Raw genomic sequence first — 17,349 nt, 5'->3', positions numbered from 1 at the left:
ATCCGGCTCCTTACTTCTTTGCAGGATCCTTCTTGTCATCCTCGGCGGCATAGATGAGCTCGCCCTGCTTGGGCTGGGAAGTGCCCTTCTTGTTCCGGCCATAGCCGGCGCGGGCAATGATATAGTCCTTCTCCCCGCGGCGGGGTTCAAGTTTCATCGTGCCATCCGGCTGCATGATCATATCCATGACCGGCTCGGCGGGTGCTGCCGGCTCCGGGCGTCCCTTCGGGCGGATAACCGTGCTGCCGGAAGACGACTGGAACGACGGTGACGCGGGGGCTGCGGGCTGCGTGCTCTGCACAATCGGGCCACGCTTCAGTTCCTGCCTGCTGCGCTCTTCGGTCTGCTTGGACATCTTCATTGCAATGGACTTGAGATCGAGCAGCTCCTGGGTGAGCCCCTTGACAAGCGCCTCCATCTCCCGTACCTTCTTTTCGAGGGCGGCAATGCGGTCCTCGCCAGCGGAATTTTCCATCATCTGAATCATTCTCTCCTGTTGATCGAGTTCGTGCTCAAGGAATTTGATCTTTGCATCGGGTTGCGCCATACGCGGAACACTTACTGTACTGGTTCGGCGCATTCCTTATTAATAATAATAGTAATGATCGCCTGACTAGGTAAAAAGGGTTTTGCTCGATTATTGCCGTTCTTATCTGATATCAGGGAATATGTGGGGCCGGCTCACAAAAACAACGGCGTTTCGTCCGAACAGAGGCTGCCGCGACACCAGGAATTCCCTGCGGGTCCCCGGACGAGAAAAGGTATTACCTCTTAACAGCGAACCTTTCCCCATATGTCGTATCTGGCAAAAACGGATCCAGCAATCGCAGATATCATCGAAAAGGAGAGGCTCCGCCAGGTTAACGGTCTGGAGCTGATCGCGTCCGAGAACGTTGTTTCGAGAGCGGTACTCGAAGCAATGGGATCGATCATGACCAATAAGTATGCCGAGGGCTACCCCGGCAAGAGGTACTACGGCGGATGCGAGTTCCACGATATGGCCGAGAACCTTGCCCGCGACCGGCTCAAGAAACTCTTTGGCGCCGAGTATGCCAATGTCCAGCCCCACTCGGGCACCCAGGCCAACATGGCGGTTTATTTTGCGTACATGAAACTGGGAGAGAAGATCCTGAGTATGAAGCTCAACCAGGGAGGCCACCTTTCTCACGGGTCCCCGGTCAGCTTCACCGGAAAGTTCTACCAGGTTGCGCAATACGGCGTTGACCCCAAGACCGAGATGCTCGACTACGGTGCAGTAGCGGAGATGGCAAAGAAGGAGAAGCCGCAGATCATCGTCTGCGGTGCCTCGGCCTACCCCCGCACCATCGACTTCAAGGCATTCCAGGAGATCGCTGACGATGTTGGCGCCTACTGTATGGCAGATATCGCCCACATCGCCGGTCTCTGTGCAACCGGCCTCCACCCGACATCGGTCGGCGTGGTCAACTTCACTACCACCACCACGCACAAGACCCTCCGCGGACCCCGCGGCGGCGCCATCATGTGCAATGCGGATCTCGGGACGCTCATCGACAAGGCGGTCTTCCCGGGCATGCAGGGCGGTCCCCTGATGCACACGATCACCGCAAAGGCAGTCTGCTTCGAGGAGGCGCTCAAGCCCTCGTTCAAGGAATACAACAAGCAGATCATTAAAAACGCGAAAACCCTTGCCGAGACCCTGATGGCAGGCGGACTCCGGCTCGTCTCGGGCGGCACCGACAACCACCTCATGCTCCTCGACATGACGGAACAGGGCATCACCGGCCTTGAAGCCGAGACCGCACTCGGAAAAGCCGGCATCACGGTCAACAAGAACACGATCCCGAACGAGACCAAGAGCCCGTTCGTGACGAGCGGCCTGCGCATCGGCACGCCCGCCGTCACCTCGCGGGGCATGAAAGAGGCCGAGATGCGCCTTATCGGGAACTGGATCGCAACCGTGGTCAAGGATGTCCACAATGAAGCCGCGATCAAGGATGTCCACGTGAAAGTGGAAGCACTCGCCAGCCGCTTTACCCTCTACCCGGAATAATACCCATACTGGAGTTGTCATGAGCACGATCCTTGACGGGAAAAAGACGTCGGAAAAACGCCTTGCGATCCTCAAGGAGGAGATCGCAGGTTCAGGACTCCGCCCGCATCTTGCAACGGTGATCGTGGGAAACGATCCCGCGTCCCAGATGTACGTGCGGATGAAGCACAAGGCCTGCGAACAGGTCGGGATCGGGTCGGTCGGGGTGGAACTTCCCGCGGACGCATCGACCCGCAGCGTTGTCGACAAGGTCAGGGCGCTGAACCGCGACGGGACGATTGACGGTATCCTTGTCCAGCTCCCGATGCCGCAACAGGTCGATGCGGAACGGGTGATCGGGGCAATCGACCCGAACAAGGATGTGGACGGGTACCACCCGGAGAACATGGGCAACCTCTTTTTAGGGAGACCCCGGTTCTCATCCTGCACGCCAACCGGGATCATGACTCTCCTTGCTGAATACCAGATACCCGTTGCCGGTGCCCGTGCCGTCATTGTTGGCCGGAGCATTGACGTAGGACGGCCCATGGCTGCGCTCCTCCTGAACGCAGATGCCACGGTCACGATCTGCCACAGCAAGACTAAAGATCTTGCCGAGGAACTGAAGAGAGCGGACATCCTCGTCTCCGCGATCGGCAAGCCGCACTTCATCACCAGGGAGATGGTAAAGGAAGGCGCCGTGGTCATCGATGTCGGCATCAACCAGCTTGAGGGGAAACTGGTCGGCGACGTGGACTTCGAGGCGGTCAAGGATATTGCCTCGGCGATCACACCGGTGCCCGGGGGCGTTGGCCCGATGACCATCGCAACCCTGATGGAGAACACCTTCCGTTCGGCAAAGGAGAGGGCATGCGATCGTGTGTTGTAAACAAGCTCACGATCGGCGGCGGGGCACCGCCGCGTGTCATGGGCGTCCTCAACTGCAGCCCGGAATCCTTTTACCACGACTCTTTTATCCCCACCGCTGAGATTCACAAAAAAGCCGTCGAGATGATCGAGCAGGGCGCCGACATGCTCGACGTGGGCGCACGGAGCACGGCACCCAATACCCAGGCGATCAGCGGCACGGAAGAGGCAAACCGGATCGACGCCGCCTTAAAGGAACTGGACGGGACCGGGTTCACCATCTCGGTGGACACGATGAACCCGTGGGTGCTGGATGTCTGCCTGAAGCACGAGATCCATGCGGTGAATGATATTGCCGGATTCGCTTCGAAAGCCTATGTTGAACGCGTAGCGCAGGCAGGCATACCCGCATTCGTCATGGCAACCGATTATACGCCGGGAGATGCGGCCGGTCTCGATGCAACAGAGGCGGCACTTGCCACCGTTGTCAAACGATGCGAGGCTGCCGGGATCGACAAGTATGTGCTCGATCCGGGTGTCGGGATCTGGACGCCGCAGCGTTCCTATGACGACAACTGGGAACTCTGCCGGCATTTCGACCGGTTCTGTATATTCGACCGGCCGCTCCTTGCCGCCATCTCCCGCAAGAGTTTCATCGGGAATCTCGTTGGACGCGAACCGGAAGAACGACTCGCGGGAAGCCTTGCCGTCACTATGTTCCTGCTCCAGAAGGGTGCATCGATCGTGCGGACGCATGATGTGAAGGAGACCGTTGATGCAATCAGGGTGTATTCCCGCATGGTGGATGCCCCATGAACTCCTCGTACGAGGTCTTCGGGCTCGCAACCGGGATCATCCGGAGCGGCGAATCCATTACCGACCGCGTCCTTGCGGCCGCAGAGAAGACCTGCGGCGGGTTTGAGGAGGGAGACATCCTCGTCCTTGCCGAGACCGCGGTTGCAACATCCGAGGGGAACGTCATCGACCTCTCCCACGTGCACCCGACCGCCCGTGCACAGGAACTTGCCGGGCAGTACCATCTCGATCCCCGCGTTGCAGAGGTCGTCCTGCAGGAGAGCGACTCCATTGTCGGGGGCATCCCGGGCTTCCTCCTCTGCATGAAGGCCGGCACGCTCCTCCCGAATGCCGGGGTGGATGCATCGAACGCCCCGCCCGGCTGTGTCACCCCTCTTCCTGCCGATCCTGACCAGAGCGCCCTTCTGGCCAAAGAGACCATCGAGGCAAAGACCGGCGTGAAGATCGGGGTCATCGTGGCCGACAGCCGCACCCACGCGATGCGCCTCGGGTGCAGCGGTGTTGCGATCGGATCGGCCGGTTTCCCGTCGGTGATCGATGACCGGGGAAGGTCCGACCTGTTCGGGCGCAAACTCGAGGTCACGAAACGGGCGATTGCCGACAACCTTGCCTCTGCCGCAGAACTGGTGATGGGCGAGGCAGACGAGTGCACACCCGCGGTCATCATCCGCGGCACCGGCCTTCCCCTTGGGGATCATCTTGGGGTTGACACGATCGATGCCACCGAATGCCTGTTCATGGGCGCATTTGCCAAGGACAGGAAACCCTGGTAATGCGGTCCGGGAAGGATTACCCTTCCGGAGAGTCTCCTTTTTTTCATGAACGTTTTGCCATGATCAGGTGAATCACGGATTCTTCGGTAAACTGCCCCGAAGGTTCGAGATCCAGGAGTCGGCGGTTGAGACGGGTGCGGAACTCATCGTACCGGTCCGTGAGGAGCTCGGGCGCGGCATAGGATGTGCTCAGCTGGAGACCGATGATATCATCGGGGGTCAGGGTCTCCCTGACCGTGAAGGCTCGTTCTTCAATAACGGGGAACGGGGATGCTGCAAAGACATCCTCATGGCGCATCTCCTGCCGTTTTTTCATGCGGCCCGAATAATCCCAGCCATCGCCCAGCATACCGGTCAGCACCTCCCTGACCGCATCGCCCCACCCGTTCTCCAGGTGCGAGAAGAAACTGTCATTCCGGTTCACGCAGGCTATCCCGCCGCACGGCTCGATCATGCCATCCAGCGTCTTAAGTACCGCTGCACGGTCCATCCAGTGAAAACTCAGTCCCATGGTACAGAGCCGCAGCGGGGGGAGCCCGAGCGTAGCGACCGTCGAGTCTGCCCCGGCACACCAGCGGATCCGACAGGCACCGGGATCCCTTATGCGCCGTTGACCTTCCGCAATCATCCCCGGGTCAGGATCCACCGCATGGATACGGAACCCCCGCTCCGCAAGGGGTATCGCCACATTTCCCGTCCCGCAGCCGAGATCCAGGATCTCCGATGAGGGGGTCAGGCTGAACCCGGCGATGATGGCATCAAAGACACCGTCAGGATATCCCTTCCGGTAGCGTGCATAGTAACCGGCCTTTCCTTTGAAAAAACCGGGTTTTCCGGGAGCGATTGCCGGATCCGGTGACATGCTCATATCGCATACTGGTGCGTACCGCTGAAGGATAAATCCGCCGGCACAAGGGGATGGCCGGAGAGGGAGGTACGGTGAGAGGATGCAGGTCCGCGACATACCCTGCTGTGAACCCTCCCGTACCGGACCCGGTTCATGGCTCATGATAGTCAGACTGCCGCAGCACCTATATTTACAGGAAACTCCACGTACTCCATAAAAAGAAAGCAAGTGTCATTCCGCATAGTATTCCTTATACATGAGATCCCCGGTAACATGCTAGAGAGAGGATACCAGGATCTGCCTGGCATCTCCATTGTAATACATATCTCGGGTGAAGACCTTGGACACCACCACGCAACCCGGCAACACCATTTCGGATAGCAACGATTCCGGCAAAGGCATCCATTACAAATGGGTCGCCCTGTCGAACACGACCATTGCCACGTTCATGGCCACGGTCAACGGGAGCATTATTCTCATCTCCCTCCCCGCCATCTTCAATGGCATCAGTATCAATCCCCTCACCTCCTTCCAGTACCTTCTCTGGATGATGATGGGGTACGGCCTTGTCACCGCTACCCTCCTGCTCAGTTTCGGCCGCCTCTCCGACATGTACGGGCGGGTGCGGCTCTACAATATCGGGTTTGCCATCTTCACGGCAGGGTCCATCCTCCTCTTCCTCACCCCGGATACCGGTGACGCCGGCGCCATCGAGCTGATCGGTTTCCGGCTCCTGCAGGCTGTCGGGGCCGCGTTCATCTTCTCCAACAGCGCCGCGATCCTCACCGACGCCTTCCCACCTGATGAGCGGGGCAAGGCGCTGGGCCTGAATATGGTGGCAGCCCTCTCCGGCCAGTTCATCGGCCTTCTGATCGGCGGCATCCTCGCGGTCTGGCACTGGCGGTACGTCTTCCTCATCAGCGTCCCCATCGGCGTGATCGGCACCATCTGGGCGTTCATGAAACTGAAAGAGCCGGCATACCCGAAGAAGACCCGGAAGATCGATCTCTGGGGCAACCTGACCTTTATCGGGGGCCTGACAATATTCCTCGTCGGGATCACGTATGCGCTCATCCCGTACGGGAACGATGCGATGGGCTGGGCAAATCCATGGGTCATCGCATCGATGATTGCCGGTCTCCTGCTTCTGATCGCGTTCCCCTTTGTCGAGAGCAGGGTGGAAGACCCGATGTTCTCCATCGATCTCTTCCGGATCCGTAACTTCGCATATGGTAATGCCGCAGGGTTCCTCTCCGCCATTGCCCGGGGCGGCGTGATGATCGTTCTCATCATGCTCCTGCAGGGCATCTGGCTCCCGTTGCATGGCTACAGTTTCGAGTCCACCCCGTTCTGGGCCGGGGTATACATGCTTCCTTTGACCATCGGTTTTGTCATCATGGGGCCAATCTCGGGGTTCTTCTCGGACCGGTACGGCGCACGGTGGATCAGCACAGGCGGGATGCTGCTTGTGGCACTCTCGTTTGTCATGCTTGCCCTCATGCCCTATGACTTCGACTACCTGACCTTCGCCATTGCACTCCTGGTCATGGGTATCGGGAACGGCATGTTTGCCTCACCGAACTCCGCGGCAATCATGAACTCCGTCCCTCCGGGCGACCGCGGTGTCGCATCCGGCATGATGTCGACCCTGATGAACTCGGGATTCGTCATCAGCATGGGAATGTTCTTCACCATCATTGTCGTCGGCCTGACAAAGGAATTTCCGGCAGCCCTGTCATCAGCCCTCACGAATGCCGGGGCTGCCCAGCTCATCCCCGCGATGAGCACCATCCCGCCGACCGGCGCACTCTTCGCCGCGTTCCTTGGCTACAACCCGGTGCAGATGATCCTGGCCGGGATGCCCCTTACAGTTACGGGGACAATTCCCCCGGCCACGCTCGCTCTCCTGACCGGCGTAACGTGGTTCCCGACCACCCTGGCCCAGGCATTCATGCCGTCCCTTGCCACCACGTTCATCTTCGGGGCGGTTCTTTCGCTCATAGCAGCAGGATTATGCGCCAGAGGAGGGGAGAAATACGTGCATGAGATCCATGCACCTGGCGAAGATGGATCCCACCAGGAGACAGAACCGCAACAGGTATCTGGAGAGATGAGAAAATGATCGAGACAGAAGAAAACATGAGGTGCTTACCATGACCAACCGGATATTTGAGAAGATCCTGATCGCAACCGACGGATCGGAAAAGAACAGGGCTGCGGTGGATGAAGCCCTGAGGATCGGCCGCGGATACGGATCAACAGTATTTGCGGTGTATGTGATGGATCTCAGTGCATTCAAATCCGCATCAGCCGACATGGTGATACGCGATACCTGGGCCGTTGTCCAGAAGGAGGCGGAGACCGCACTTGACCGTGTCCGTGCCCTGGCAGAGGGCGTAACCCTGGAGACCGTGACCCTTGACGGGAAACCGGCTGCAGAGATCGTAAAGTTCGCCCAGGAGAAGGGGATCGATCTCATTGTGATCGGGACCCGGGGAAAACAAGGCCTGGAACGGCTGCTCCTAGGCAGTGTTGCAGAACAGGTTATCCGGACTGCACCCTGTAAAGTTCTTGTCGTGAAGTGAGAGATCGCCGGAGCAAACGACAGGGACGCCTACCGTCTCCGCCGTTTCGCAAACGCGATCTTCTCTTCCAGCGCTTTTCTTTTCTCCCGGAGGACCGCCGGGGGAGCACCGTCCACGGCCAGCGATGCGATCTCGGCAAAGTACCGGATCATGTCGATTCGCTCCTCTGCGGTGAAATCCTCATAACCGATACGCTCCATGAACTCCGCTTCGCCTTCAACGTCCGCCCCCGGGGGGGTAAAGGCAACCCGGCATTTTGTACGGCAGTACCGGCACCGGTTATGATATTCTCCGCGGGATCGCTCTTCTGCCGGGAGAATCCGGAAGTTCGTCCCCCCGCATGAGGGGCATGGCCATTCCAGCGTGAGCGCCTTGAGGACTCCTTCTGCATCCTTTTCGAAGAACCGGTCAAACATCCGGACCACCTGCGGGACCTGCTGAATGAGGATTTTTTCAGCGCAATGATATTAATCCTGCGAATACACCCGGTGACCATCCGGATCGTTGGTCAGTACCCACGGAACGTGATACGGCTCTGCCCGTAATAGCTCCAGAAGAATGCACAGATCGTTGCAATCACTTTTCCTGCCAGATAACTGAGCGATACCAGTTCCACAGAAAGCCAGATGATGCAGACATTCACCATGAGGCAGCTGATCGAAATTGCTGCAAACGTGGAGAACTGGAGGAGCGTGGCTCCGGACACATCGTGGAACGTGAGATACTTGTTCAGACCGTAGCTGACCACGATCCCGGTGCAGTACGACACCATGGCAGCCGGGATGTACCAGATCTCCCGGAACTCGCAGAGGTAATACAGCAGCCCGATATCGACAAGCGATGATATCACACCTACGACAAAGAACCACCCAAGGTGTTCCCGGCCGGACGCAGCAGAGATACAGGTCATTCTTTCACCAACAGGATCCCGGCCTCATGCCACGGACTGTCCCATGTACCCTGCGCAGTCGTACAGGCTGTTCTGGTTGCCGGTTGCTGAACCCGGGGCTGTTGATCCACTGGCTCCAGACATGCCGGGCATGCTGTCCTGCATGGCGCTCTGTATGTCCGGGAACGTCTGGTTGTCACGTTCGGAAAGTGCCCGTGTTCCCTGGTCGGAGACAACAGTACCGGACGTGCCACCCCACGAGGATGACGGGACTGCAGTGCAGGCACCCTCAACCCAGCTGAATAGTTCACTGTTGCCGGAGCTGCCTCCGCCACCCTGTCCTCCGGAGAGGTAGAAGTACCGGATCTTACCGTCATCCACCAGGTTCTTCAGTGCAGTTACGGTCAGGACACTGTCGCTGCCTGCGAACCCCCCGAGCGACATGACGGGTTTTCCCGTCCCGATGATCAGTTCTGCGCCGCTCATGCTGCTCGGGACGGCGACAAGCCAGGTCTCACCCGTTGAGTGCGAGAGAAGGTAGTCCGCGAGGTTCGAGACATTACCGCTGGACCCGGGCATACTGTTCATACCCGTACCCCCGGAACCCTGTTCTGACAGCCGGGGACCTGCGGTTGGCAGGTTCCCCGACCCGTACATCATCGGGGTGAAGGCCCAGACAAACGGTGCTATGAAGAGGAGCGCGATTGCTCCGGCCGCAACGATCTTCGGAAGTATGGCAGGTTCCTCCTGATCTCTTACTTTCAGGATTACCAGCATGATGGCCATGATACATGCCCCGCATCCGACAATCGCTACCAGAGGACCGGACCATTCGGCCGTATACATCAGGAAGATCATCTGGACGATCCCGGTCACTGCTATGGCAGCAACCAGGACCCACCCACGTACGTCTCCCCTGACGAATGCACCGTACATTGCCACAGCACCGATACCTGCCAGCGCTGCCAGCGGCGGGGCGATGGTGGCAAGATAGTAGGTATGCCAGAACCCGGTGGTGAGACTGAAATAGAGCAGGCCGGGCAGGAGCCAGAGCCCCATTGCCATGAAAGTCAATCCTTTTTCACGGAAAAGACCTGCATCCTCCAGCCCTTTGAGCGAGAGTGCAGTCGGCCGTTTCCAGAGCGCCAGTAATCCTATCAGCGTAAAAGGAAGCAACCAGCTGATCTGGCTGGCAAGCCCTTCGCTGAAGAGCCGGGCGATCCCGGGCGTCCCGGTCTCGTCCCCCATCCCTCCGCCACGCGTGTTGCCGGGTGCAGAGAGGGTTGAATCTCCCGGACGGGTGGTACTGTTCATACCAGATGGGGGCATGCCTGCCATCGCGGATCCCTCCATCATACCCGAATCCTGAGCCCTGTCAGGAGGCTGCTGGTCAGCCCCACGGGTCCGGTCCATCGGGTTCCCGACAGCATTATCACGAACAGTCTGGTTCTGCATGTCGCCTGCTGCAAACGATATGCCGCTCTGACTATCCGGGGGCATATTTCCATTTACCGTTGAGGTACCCTGCGCAAATCCTCCGGGGTTCCCACCCTGGCCGGTTGAGTCACTTTCCAGCCGGTGAACACCATTGTAATTGACGATGAGGCCAAGAACGGTATTGTCACCGCTGCCACCAATATACGGGCGCTGGTCCGCCGGGATCATATCGATGGCAACCGCCCACGAGAGGGATACCGCGACAAGAACGGCAATGGCAAGGAAGATATGAAGAATCCGCTTGTTGCGCGATATCTCCCGGGCCCCGAGGAGATAGATGGCAATGATCGCAGGAACGACAATAAATGCCTGGATCATCTTGATATTGAACCCGATGCCGACCAGGATCACGGCAAGCAGGAGACAGGGCAGGGACGATTCCCGGGCAGCCTTCAGGCCAATCCAGATCGCAAGGAGGAGGACGAAGATAAGTATCCCGTCCATGGTGCCGTTCCGCGAGACTGCAACGAAGATCGGCGTTATTGCAAGGGCAAGCGCCGATACCAGTCCGGCGGGTTTCCCGAATGCCCGGGAGACGATCAGGTACACCAGCGCAACGGAACCAACACCGGCAAGCGCCTGCGGGAGGACGAGCGACCAGCCCGAGAATCCCAGCAGTGCCGCACTCGCAGCCTGGACCCAGAGGCCGACCGGAGGTTTGTCGACAGTGATGAATCCCGCTGCATCAAATGAGTTGAAAAAGAGCATGGCCGGATTTTCCAGCATGCTCCTGACAGCCGCCGCATAATAGGCATTCGAGATACCCTGGCTCCAGATGTTCCAGATGTTCAGGAATGCTGCAAGGAGGAGGATACCGGCAAGAAGGAGCTCATACCGGTATTTTTGTACCAGGAAGTTGCCTGTCATACCAGACGGTTCCTGACCGTATTGATGATGCCCTGTATCTGCCGTACATGGTCATACTTGTCCGGGATATCATCCCTGACATCCTGTAATTGCATCATGATCGCCTCGATCTCTTCGGACGTTATAAGAAACCATGCATTGTCCACGTTCATGCTGATCCCCTCCCTGAAGTTCCAGGGAAATATAATACCCGTTGCACCCGGAATATCCAGATCATCATTGCACTCTCCCAAATCACGTGGTCATCCCATGAAGAACCGGGACTGATATATTGATGACACGGGTGCGGTCAAATGCTGCACGGGATGGGGAATGAATTGAACCCGGGTGGATCATATATTACCCGTTTTTACTCAAATTCACGAGAAATTCCCCTGAAAAACACGAACGGTTGAACACCGTTGCTCAGGTAAAAAATGAGGCACCGGACCATCGGAATTCCAAAACAGGGTTTTTCACTGTCCGGGTGTGAACACGCAGTCATATGCGTTCAACAAAAAACACCAACCTATTTTATCCCGCACAATAATACTACTATCATCCACACCATCCCATTCTCACAGGAAGGGATTGACCCGGGTGATCCAAACCATGTCCGACAAACAGACCGTTTCCGTTTCAACCGATCCGGCGTTTTTGAAAGAACTGTCTGAGTACCTCGAGGTTCTCTCGAATCCGGTGCGGCTGAAGATCCTCAAGGTGATCGAGAAAGAGCCCCGCGAGATCAGCGAGATCGCATCCCGCATCGACACCAGTTATGCCAATACCAAGAAGCACATCGACCAGCTGGTAGTCATCGGCCTCGTGAAGAAAGAGGCAGGATTTGGCCGCGAGACCGTCAAGGGAATCCACCCGGTCTGGAAATTCTCCCTTGTTGACGGGGGGCTCGAGACACTGATCCGGAACATCGGGGTCTTTTCAAGCATCAACATCCCGATGGGATACGGGGATCTCCAGGCACGTATGGAACCCCTGAGAAAGGCGCTGCTCGAACAGTCCGGCCAACAGTTCCCGGCCCTGCATCTTGTCGAAGGGGGAACCGCTGGAAAGACCTACCTGCTGAAAAGGGAGCGGATCAATATCGGGAGGATCGACCCGGACTTTCCCGCTTCTGCAAAAGAGGGGGATATAGCCCTTCCTGTGGAGTATGCCGCAGTGACACGGATCAGCAAACCCCATGCAATCCTCTTCAAGACTGCAGAGGGATGGTTTATCGAGGACCGGGGGAGTTCGAGCGGGACGTATGTCAATGCCGAGCACATTGCCCCGATGACCCGGACCCCGCTGAAGAACGGGGAGGTCATCGATCTTGCGATCGGAGAAAGTTCGGCACGGTTCCTGTTCGTAGTAAATGAGTGAACGATTGATGGTGGACTATTTCGAGCGGGAATCAGATCTCAGGGGCATCCGCAGGGAATATGCGGCACTCACAGCCCTGCTTTTCGTTGCCCTTCTCCTGCTTATCCCACCGGCCTCCGCAACGGTCTATATGTATAATGGGACCGGGGGATCAATCCAGAACCTCATCAACACCACAACCGCCGGCGATTCGGTGTTCCTGCCTGCAGGAACCTTCTACGAGAACCTTGTCATCGACCGCGCAATCGTCTTTGGTGCACTGGACACGGATCACCTTCCGGAGATTGTTACGTCGAATTCCCGTGCCGGCATTATCCTTGCTGCAGACGGGGTCACGCTCAACGGCCTGAACATATCAGGTGCCGCCAAGATAGGACTTCTCGTGCAATCCAACAACAACCGGATCAGCGATGTCACGGTGCGGGACTTGAGCAGGGGAATCGAATTGAAAAGTGCCAACAGCAACATATTCTCGGAGAATTCTATCACAGGCAACAGTATCGGGATCACAGTGGATCGCACATCCCGGTCCAATTCATTCTTCCTGAACCAGTTCAACAACACGGAGGATGTGGATGGCCAGTCAACAGACACCCAGTGGTCATCGAGCCCGCAGGACTACACCTATAATGGGAGCAGTTTCTCCGGTCAACTGGGCAATTTCTGGAGTGCATACTCCGGGGCAGACAACGATGGTGACGGAGTCGGCGATACTGCATACCCGGTGCTGGAAGGTACATCAGCCACCCAGTCTTCCGGAACAACGGATACCAGTGACCATGCGCCTCTTATCAGTAAGCCCTCTTCATATACCCTTCTCGTGAAGACCACCTCCAGCGAACGGAATATTACGGGTAATAAGGGTACAGACCGGCCTGCCAACCTGCCTGTCGCGGGAGATAACATGCAACAGCTGCAACAGGCACAACAACCCCAGTCACCGGTCTCCGAGACTCCGGGAGGACAGGCGCAGATTTCCGGCGGCAATCCCTCGTCTGTACCGGGGGAGACAACGACACCCCCGCCGGGTGGCATGTTCCCCGTCATCCTGATCGAGGTGATCCTCCTCATTGTCATTATATCCGTTGTTGTGGGGGTATGGTTCGAACGGAGCCGCAGGAAGGTGCAGCCCGCCAGTCATGTCGAGTATGTCCAGGTCAGTCCCACCGCCAATGCAACCGTGGTAAAGAGACCAGGTGGAAACGGTTCGGCTGCCGGGGACTGGAAAGACCAGTCGTATTATGCAGCCCAGCTCCCGTCGGGACTAGAGAAAAAATACCCAAATGCGGAATATATGGGAGAGGGCGGCGTAGGCCGGGTATTCCGGGCATGGGATGCAAACGAGAACCGTATGGTTGCCGTGAAGATCCCCATCCGTTTCGATGAGGTGACAGGGACTCAGTTCACCAGGGAGCTCCATGTCTGGCAGGGGCTCCACCACAAGAATATTGTTGAAATCCACGCGGCCAACGTCTTCCCCATGCCGTATATCGAGATGGAATACGTCGAGTCCTCCCTTGCCTCACTGAAATTCCCCCTGGATACAGACAGGGCAGTAGCGATCATAACCGGCGTGGCAGAAGGGCTCAAGTATGCCCATGAGCAAGGCATCGTCCACCGCGACATCAAACCCGAGAACATTCTCGTAACTGTTGAGGATGTCCCTAAGATCACAGACTGGGGCCTGGCGAAGGCACTCTCGGATACCCGGCAGACTGGCCTTATCAGTTTCTCCCTGAACTATGCTGCACCCGAACAGCTTGCCCCGAATATTTACGGAGAGGCCGGGCAGTGGACGGATATCTACCAGCTCGGGGTCCTCTTTTACGAAATGACCACCGGAAGACTTCCATTCAGTGGCTCCGGCATGGGAGAGATCACGCAGGCGATCCTCCACAATAACCCTCTGCCACCGGAACCTGCAGGCAGGAATGCGGACGCGATCACGGCCATCATCACCAGATGCCTGCAAAAGCAGCCGAAGGACCGGTATGCCTCCGTTGCAGGGATCCTTGACGATCTCCAGCACCTGGACCACGGAGAATAATCCGGATACGTGGGTGGGCAACGGGACGGATCCTGAACTCCCGTATTGATGGGGCTGTGCACAACGATCTTTCCAAAACACATTCTGGTTTCCGGTGCAGTTCTTCTCACCAACGGTTTCTAAAAAAGCCTGTCATTGTGTGAGATCATAACATCGAAGACATAAGTCATCGGCCGAAGATTATGGAAAATAAGGTAAACCGGGGGACAGATTCCGGGAACTGATCGGTTCCCGGAATCTGCTCTTCATAATTTTCAGGATTTATTCTGCCCGTTCCGGGCATCTCATTGTACCTGAAGGTATGCCTTTAGCTGGTCGAGGCAGTACCAGAGGGAGGGGTGCCCGAGGGCTTCTCGCCACTGGGTGCCGTGCCGTTACCCTTCATGTCACCACTGGGTCCACCAGCGGGTGCCGTGCCATTGCCCTGCATGCCGCCCATTCCACCGGCGGGTGCTGTACCGTTCTGCATGTCACCCATTCCACCTGCGGGTGCCGTGCCGTTACCCTGAACATCTGCTGGCGGTGTACCGGAGGGTACTGCTGACTGTTCAGATGGCGCTGCTGTTGAAGCGGCCTGCGCCGATGTCGTGACAGCAGATTGCGCGGAAGAGCTTCCGGAATCTGATGTACAGCCGGCGACGAAGATGCCTGCTACTAGGATCGCTGAAGCGACCAACATGATAATAATGCTTCTTTTCATGGGATATGTCTCCTTGACGGTCCGGTTGCCATCATTCCAGATGGGCCGGAGTGGGGATCGTGTGCCGATGCTGGGGGTCCGTCCGGGGGGTTCCCGGGATGCGGCTCTGAAGGAACAACCGGAAACATTGTGAGTGCTTCCTGCCTGTACCATTAAGCCGCAGGATCAGACAGCAGGGTTGGTCCGATTCCGTCTTTGCTAATGATCTCCCCTGAGGGGATCATCCGATATCATCTTGGGGACCGTCGCTTTTATATTTGAAGCATGATCCAAGTGAAATACTAACCCTCAAACCGGATAAATTGAACTGATGAGTGTACATTATCATTTCCTGCTCAATCTTCGGGTTGAGAAATTCCAGAAGTATTGTATCTTCATGCCACGTACCGGGGCAGTTGAGGAAAACCATTCATACGAGCCGGAAAAAGAGGGTTTGGGAGGGTTGAGGGGATCCTCATCCCTGTCCGCTATGCCGGTATGCAGGAAGGTGCTGTGGGCACCGCCCTCTGCTCCCGGAGAATGAGTTGATGATGGGAACCTGAGCCGGATGATCGGGGGGTTTGTTGTGCTGCTTCTCCCCCACGGGGCCCCTGTTCACTGACGGATTATATCCTGTCCTTCTCGGGTTTTTGTACTTCTCCTGAACCTTGTGCATCCTCATCGGGTCTTTTTTAAAGACCAAAATATGCGGGCCCCACTGGTATGGCTTTATAGCCCGCTTGCCCACAGAAGTCCGGCCACTCGTATCAGTCCCACCCCCCACAGTCCTTCAGAGGCAGGAATGGCGACATCATGGTCGGTATGGTATTGCCGAATCATTGATCACTGATTCTTTGTAACCACCTCCATGGTCTGATGACTGCCCTGCCGGGTAATCATCCTGCATCACGATATCCGCGGCAGATATTATATTCAGTGTATGAGGGGGGTGAAATATAGCACAGCCTCCGGCATTAATTGTACTGGACAGTCAATAATACCGGGCAGCTGTATAACCATCAAGGAGTGCCGGGCCATTCATCTCAAACTGCCCATATTTTAATGTTTTTATTGTCAAAAATGACAATAAAATTTATATTTATGTCCAACCTCAATTTTATGGTATCCAATTTGTGAAGATGATGACATGGTGATAGGGTTATGGACCGATTTGATTCAACTCCGGGTTACGAAGCTGGGTTTACCGGCCTTGAGGCTGCGATTGTACTGATTGCTTTTGTCGTTGTAGCGGCAACATTCTCGTATGTTATACTGGGTGCTGGGTTCTTCACCACACAGAAGAGCCAAGAGTCAGTCCACACTGCTGTTGGACAGGCCAGTTCAGCCCTTGAAATATCTGGGAACGTCATTGCGAAAGCATCATCCACGATTGCAATTGGAACAGTTACTATCTATCTCCAGGTTGCAGCAGGAGGAACTGCTGTTGATATGTCGAAGGTCGTCTATACGGTCTCCACTTCGGATTTCCTGAAGACCTATACAGCTGACCAAACAGAGTATATCACCCGCGACCGTGTTCAGGGAGCGGATTCTGAGCTTTTGAGTACCCTGGAGATGGATAAAATCACGGTCAAGGTTTCGCAGGCAGCAATCAGTACAAACGAGAGGTTCACCATCGAAGTGAAACCCGATAAGGGTGCAGCACTCCCGATTACGCGGACAGCTCCTCCGGCATTGGTTCACGATCAGGTCTATGAAGTCTATTGAGATAACAAAGACGCTCCTTTTTTCGATTGGGTGAAGGTCTCACCGATCAAGGCAAGAACATATCTGTGCTTGGATAAGTGTCGTTACGCCGGTTTGAATTAGTGAGAACAATCTTTAGCGTAGAACAGGGCAATCCACACGGCTAAGGAAAAACTATGCGTGTTCCCCAGGTGAGAGAAAAAAGGGGGTTGGGCACCCACGCCTGATCAGATGCAATTGGATATTTCGGGAATTTCATCCCCGGCGACCCGTGGTTCATGAAGTCTCCCGGACCTGCCGGATACCGGCATGAAAAGCCTGCGTTTTTCGGGGGATGCGCGAGATGGAGGGCGTGGTTTTTCTGGGGAGTTTCGGGTGGCCACCCCCTCTCTTGCGCCCCCCGTT

The 17,349-nt window shown here is 56.6% G+C and carries 16 protein-coding genes; 9 read left to right on the top strand and 7 right to left on the bottom strand.

All coding sequences use genetic code 11. From position 1 onward, the window contains the following. Positions 1 to 10: 10 nt before the first annotated feature. On the bottom strand, positions 11 to 547 hold the full coding sequence (locus LUQ43_RS10715) for a hypothetical protein (RefSeq protein ID WP_299967387.1): 537 nt from the start codon (positions 545 to 547) through the stop codon (positions 11 to 13). A 246-nt stretch (positions 548 to 793) separates the two neighbouring features. On the opposite strand from LUQ43_RS10715, the gene glyA reads away from it, so the two are divergent. From glyA to cofE, 4 genes are read left to right on the top strand one after another with little or no spacing between them, the layout of a single operon-like run. Continuing rightward, a complete protein-coding gene (gene glyA, locus LUQ43_RS10710; RefSeq protein WP_299967385.1) occupies positions 794 to 2,032 on the top strand; it encodes a serine hydroxymethyltransferase in 1,239 nt (412 codons plus the stop codon). Between the two features lie 19 nt (positions 2,033 to 2,051). Beyond that, complete coding sequence (gene folD, locus LUQ43_RS10705) at positions 2,052 to 2,900, top strand: bifunctional methylenetetrahydrofolate dehydrogenase/methenyltetrahydrofolate cyclohydrolase FolD (RefSeq protein WP_299967383.1); 849 nt, start codon at positions 2,052 to 2,054, stop codon at positions 2,898 to 2,900. Beyond that, complete coding sequence (folP, locus tag LUQ43_RS10700) at positions 2,882 to 3,694, top strand: dihydropteroate synthase (RefSeq protein WP_299967381.1); 813 nt, start codon at positions 2,882 to 2,884, stop codon at positions 3,692 to 3,694. The genes folD and folP overlap by 19 nt, the downstream gene beginning before the upstream one ends. After that, the gene (gene cofE / locus LUQ43_RS10695; protein ID WP_299967378.1) at positions 3,691 to 4,467 is read left to right on the top strand and encodes a coenzyme F420-0:L-glutamate ligase; all 777 of its coding nucleotides are present in this window, start codon (positions 3,691 to 3,693) and stop codon (positions 4,465 to 4,467) included. The genes folP and cofE overlap by 4 nt, the downstream gene beginning before the upstream one ends. Before the next feature lie 43 nt (positions 4,468 to 4,510). Here the strand turns inward: cofE and LUQ43_RS10690 are convergent, their stop codons facing one another. Next, complete coding sequence (locus LUQ43_RS10690; protein ID WP_299967375.1) at positions 4,511 to 5,335, bottom strand: class I SAM-dependent methyltransferase; 825 nt, start codon at positions 5,333 to 5,335, stop codon at positions 4,511 to 4,513. A gap of 319 nt (positions 5,336 to 5,654) precedes the next feature. Here LUQ43_RS10690 and LUQ43_RS10685 point away from each other — a divergent pair, with 319 nt between their 5' ends. Further along, positions 5,655 to 7,436: an MFS transporter gene (locus LUQ43_RS10685; RefSeq protein ID WP_299967372.1), complete on the top strand. Its 1,782-nt coding sequence runs from the start codon at positions 5,655 to 5,657 to the stop codon at positions 7,434 to 7,436. A 31-nt stretch (positions 7,437 to 7,467) separates the two neighbouring features. Further along, entirely contained in the window at positions 7,468 to 7,899 is a 432-nt protein-coding gene (locus LUQ43_RS10680; protein ID WP_299967369.1) for a universal stress protein, read from the top strand. Positions 7,900 to 7,928: 29 nt separating this feature from the next. On the opposite strand, the gene LUQ43_RS10675 is transcribed toward LUQ43_RS10680, so the two are convergent. The 4 genes from LUQ43_RS10675 to LUQ43_RS10660 form a co-directional block, all read right to left on the bottom strand. Continuing rightward, positions 7,929 to 8,315 (bottom strand): hypothetical protein, encoded by a 387-nt coding sequence (locus LUQ43_RS10675; protein ID WP_299967366.1) that lies wholly within the window; start codon positions 8,313 to 8,315, stop codon positions 7,929 to 7,931. 92 nt (positions 8,316 to 8,407) lie between these two features. Then, positions 8,408 to 8,809 (bottom strand): GtrA family protein, encoded by a 402-nt coding sequence (locus LUQ43_RS10670; RefSeq protein WP_299967364.1) that lies wholly within the window; start codon positions 8,807 to 8,809, stop codon positions 8,408 to 8,410. A 24-nt stretch (positions 8,810 to 8,833) separates the two neighbouring features. Then, positions 8,834 to 11,152, bottom strand: a complete 2,319-nt coding sequence (locus LUQ43_RS10665; RefSeq protein WP_299967362.1) for a glycosyltransferase family 39 protein — start codon at positions 11,150 to 11,152, stop codon at positions 8,834 to 8,836. Continuing rightward, entirely contained in the window at positions 11,149 to 11,304 is a 156-nt protein-coding gene (locus LUQ43_RS10660) for a hypothetical protein (protein WP_299967360.1), read from the bottom strand. Before LUQ43_RS10660 ends, LUQ43_RS10665 begins: the two co-directional genes overlap by 4 nt. A 439-nt stretch (positions 11,305 to 11,743) precedes the next feature. On the opposite strand from LUQ43_RS10660, the gene LUQ43_RS10655 reads away from it, so the two are divergent. Both LUQ43_RS10655 and LUQ43_RS10650 read left to right on the top strand, forming a co-directional pair. Continuing rightward, positions 11,744 to 12,511 (top strand): FHA domain-containing protein, encoded by a 768-nt coding sequence (locus tag LUQ43_RS10655; RefSeq protein ID WP_299967358.1) that lies wholly within the window; start codon positions 11,744 to 11,746, stop codon positions 12,509 to 12,511. Next, positions 12,504 to 14,558: a protein kinase gene (locus LUQ43_RS10650; RefSeq protein ID WP_299967356.1), complete on the top strand. Its 2,055-nt coding sequence runs from the start codon at positions 12,504 to 12,506 to the stop codon at positions 14,556 to 14,558. The genes LUQ43_RS10655 and LUQ43_RS10650 overlap by 8 nt, the downstream gene beginning before the upstream one ends. Positions 14,559 to 14,865: 307 nt before the next feature. On the opposite strand, the gene LUQ43_RS10645 is transcribed toward LUQ43_RS10650, so the two are convergent. Next, on the bottom strand, positions 14,866 to 15,258 hold the full coding sequence (locus LUQ43_RS10645) for a hypothetical protein (protein ID WP_299967353.1): 393 nt from the start codon (positions 15,256 to 15,258) through the stop codon (positions 14,866 to 14,868). A gap of 1,140 nt (positions 15,259 to 16,398) precedes the next feature. Here LUQ43_RS10645 and LUQ43_RS10640 point away from each other — a divergent pair. After that, positions 16,399 to 16,965, top strand: a complete 567-nt coding sequence (locus LUQ43_RS10640; RefSeq protein WP_299967350.1) for an archaellin/type IV pilin N-terminal domain-containing protein — start codon at positions 16,399 to 16,401, stop codon at positions 16,963 to 16,965. Positions 16,966 to 17,349: the final 384 nt, after the last annotated feature.

The sequence above is a fragment of the Methanoregula sp. genome (assembly GCF_028679125.1).
Taxonomy (GTDB): Archaea; Halobacteriota; Methanomicrobia; order Methanomicrobiales; family Methanospirillaceae; genus Methanoregula.
Note: the sequence above shows the minus strand (reverse complement) of the source record. Positions and strands in the feature narration are given on the sequence as shown.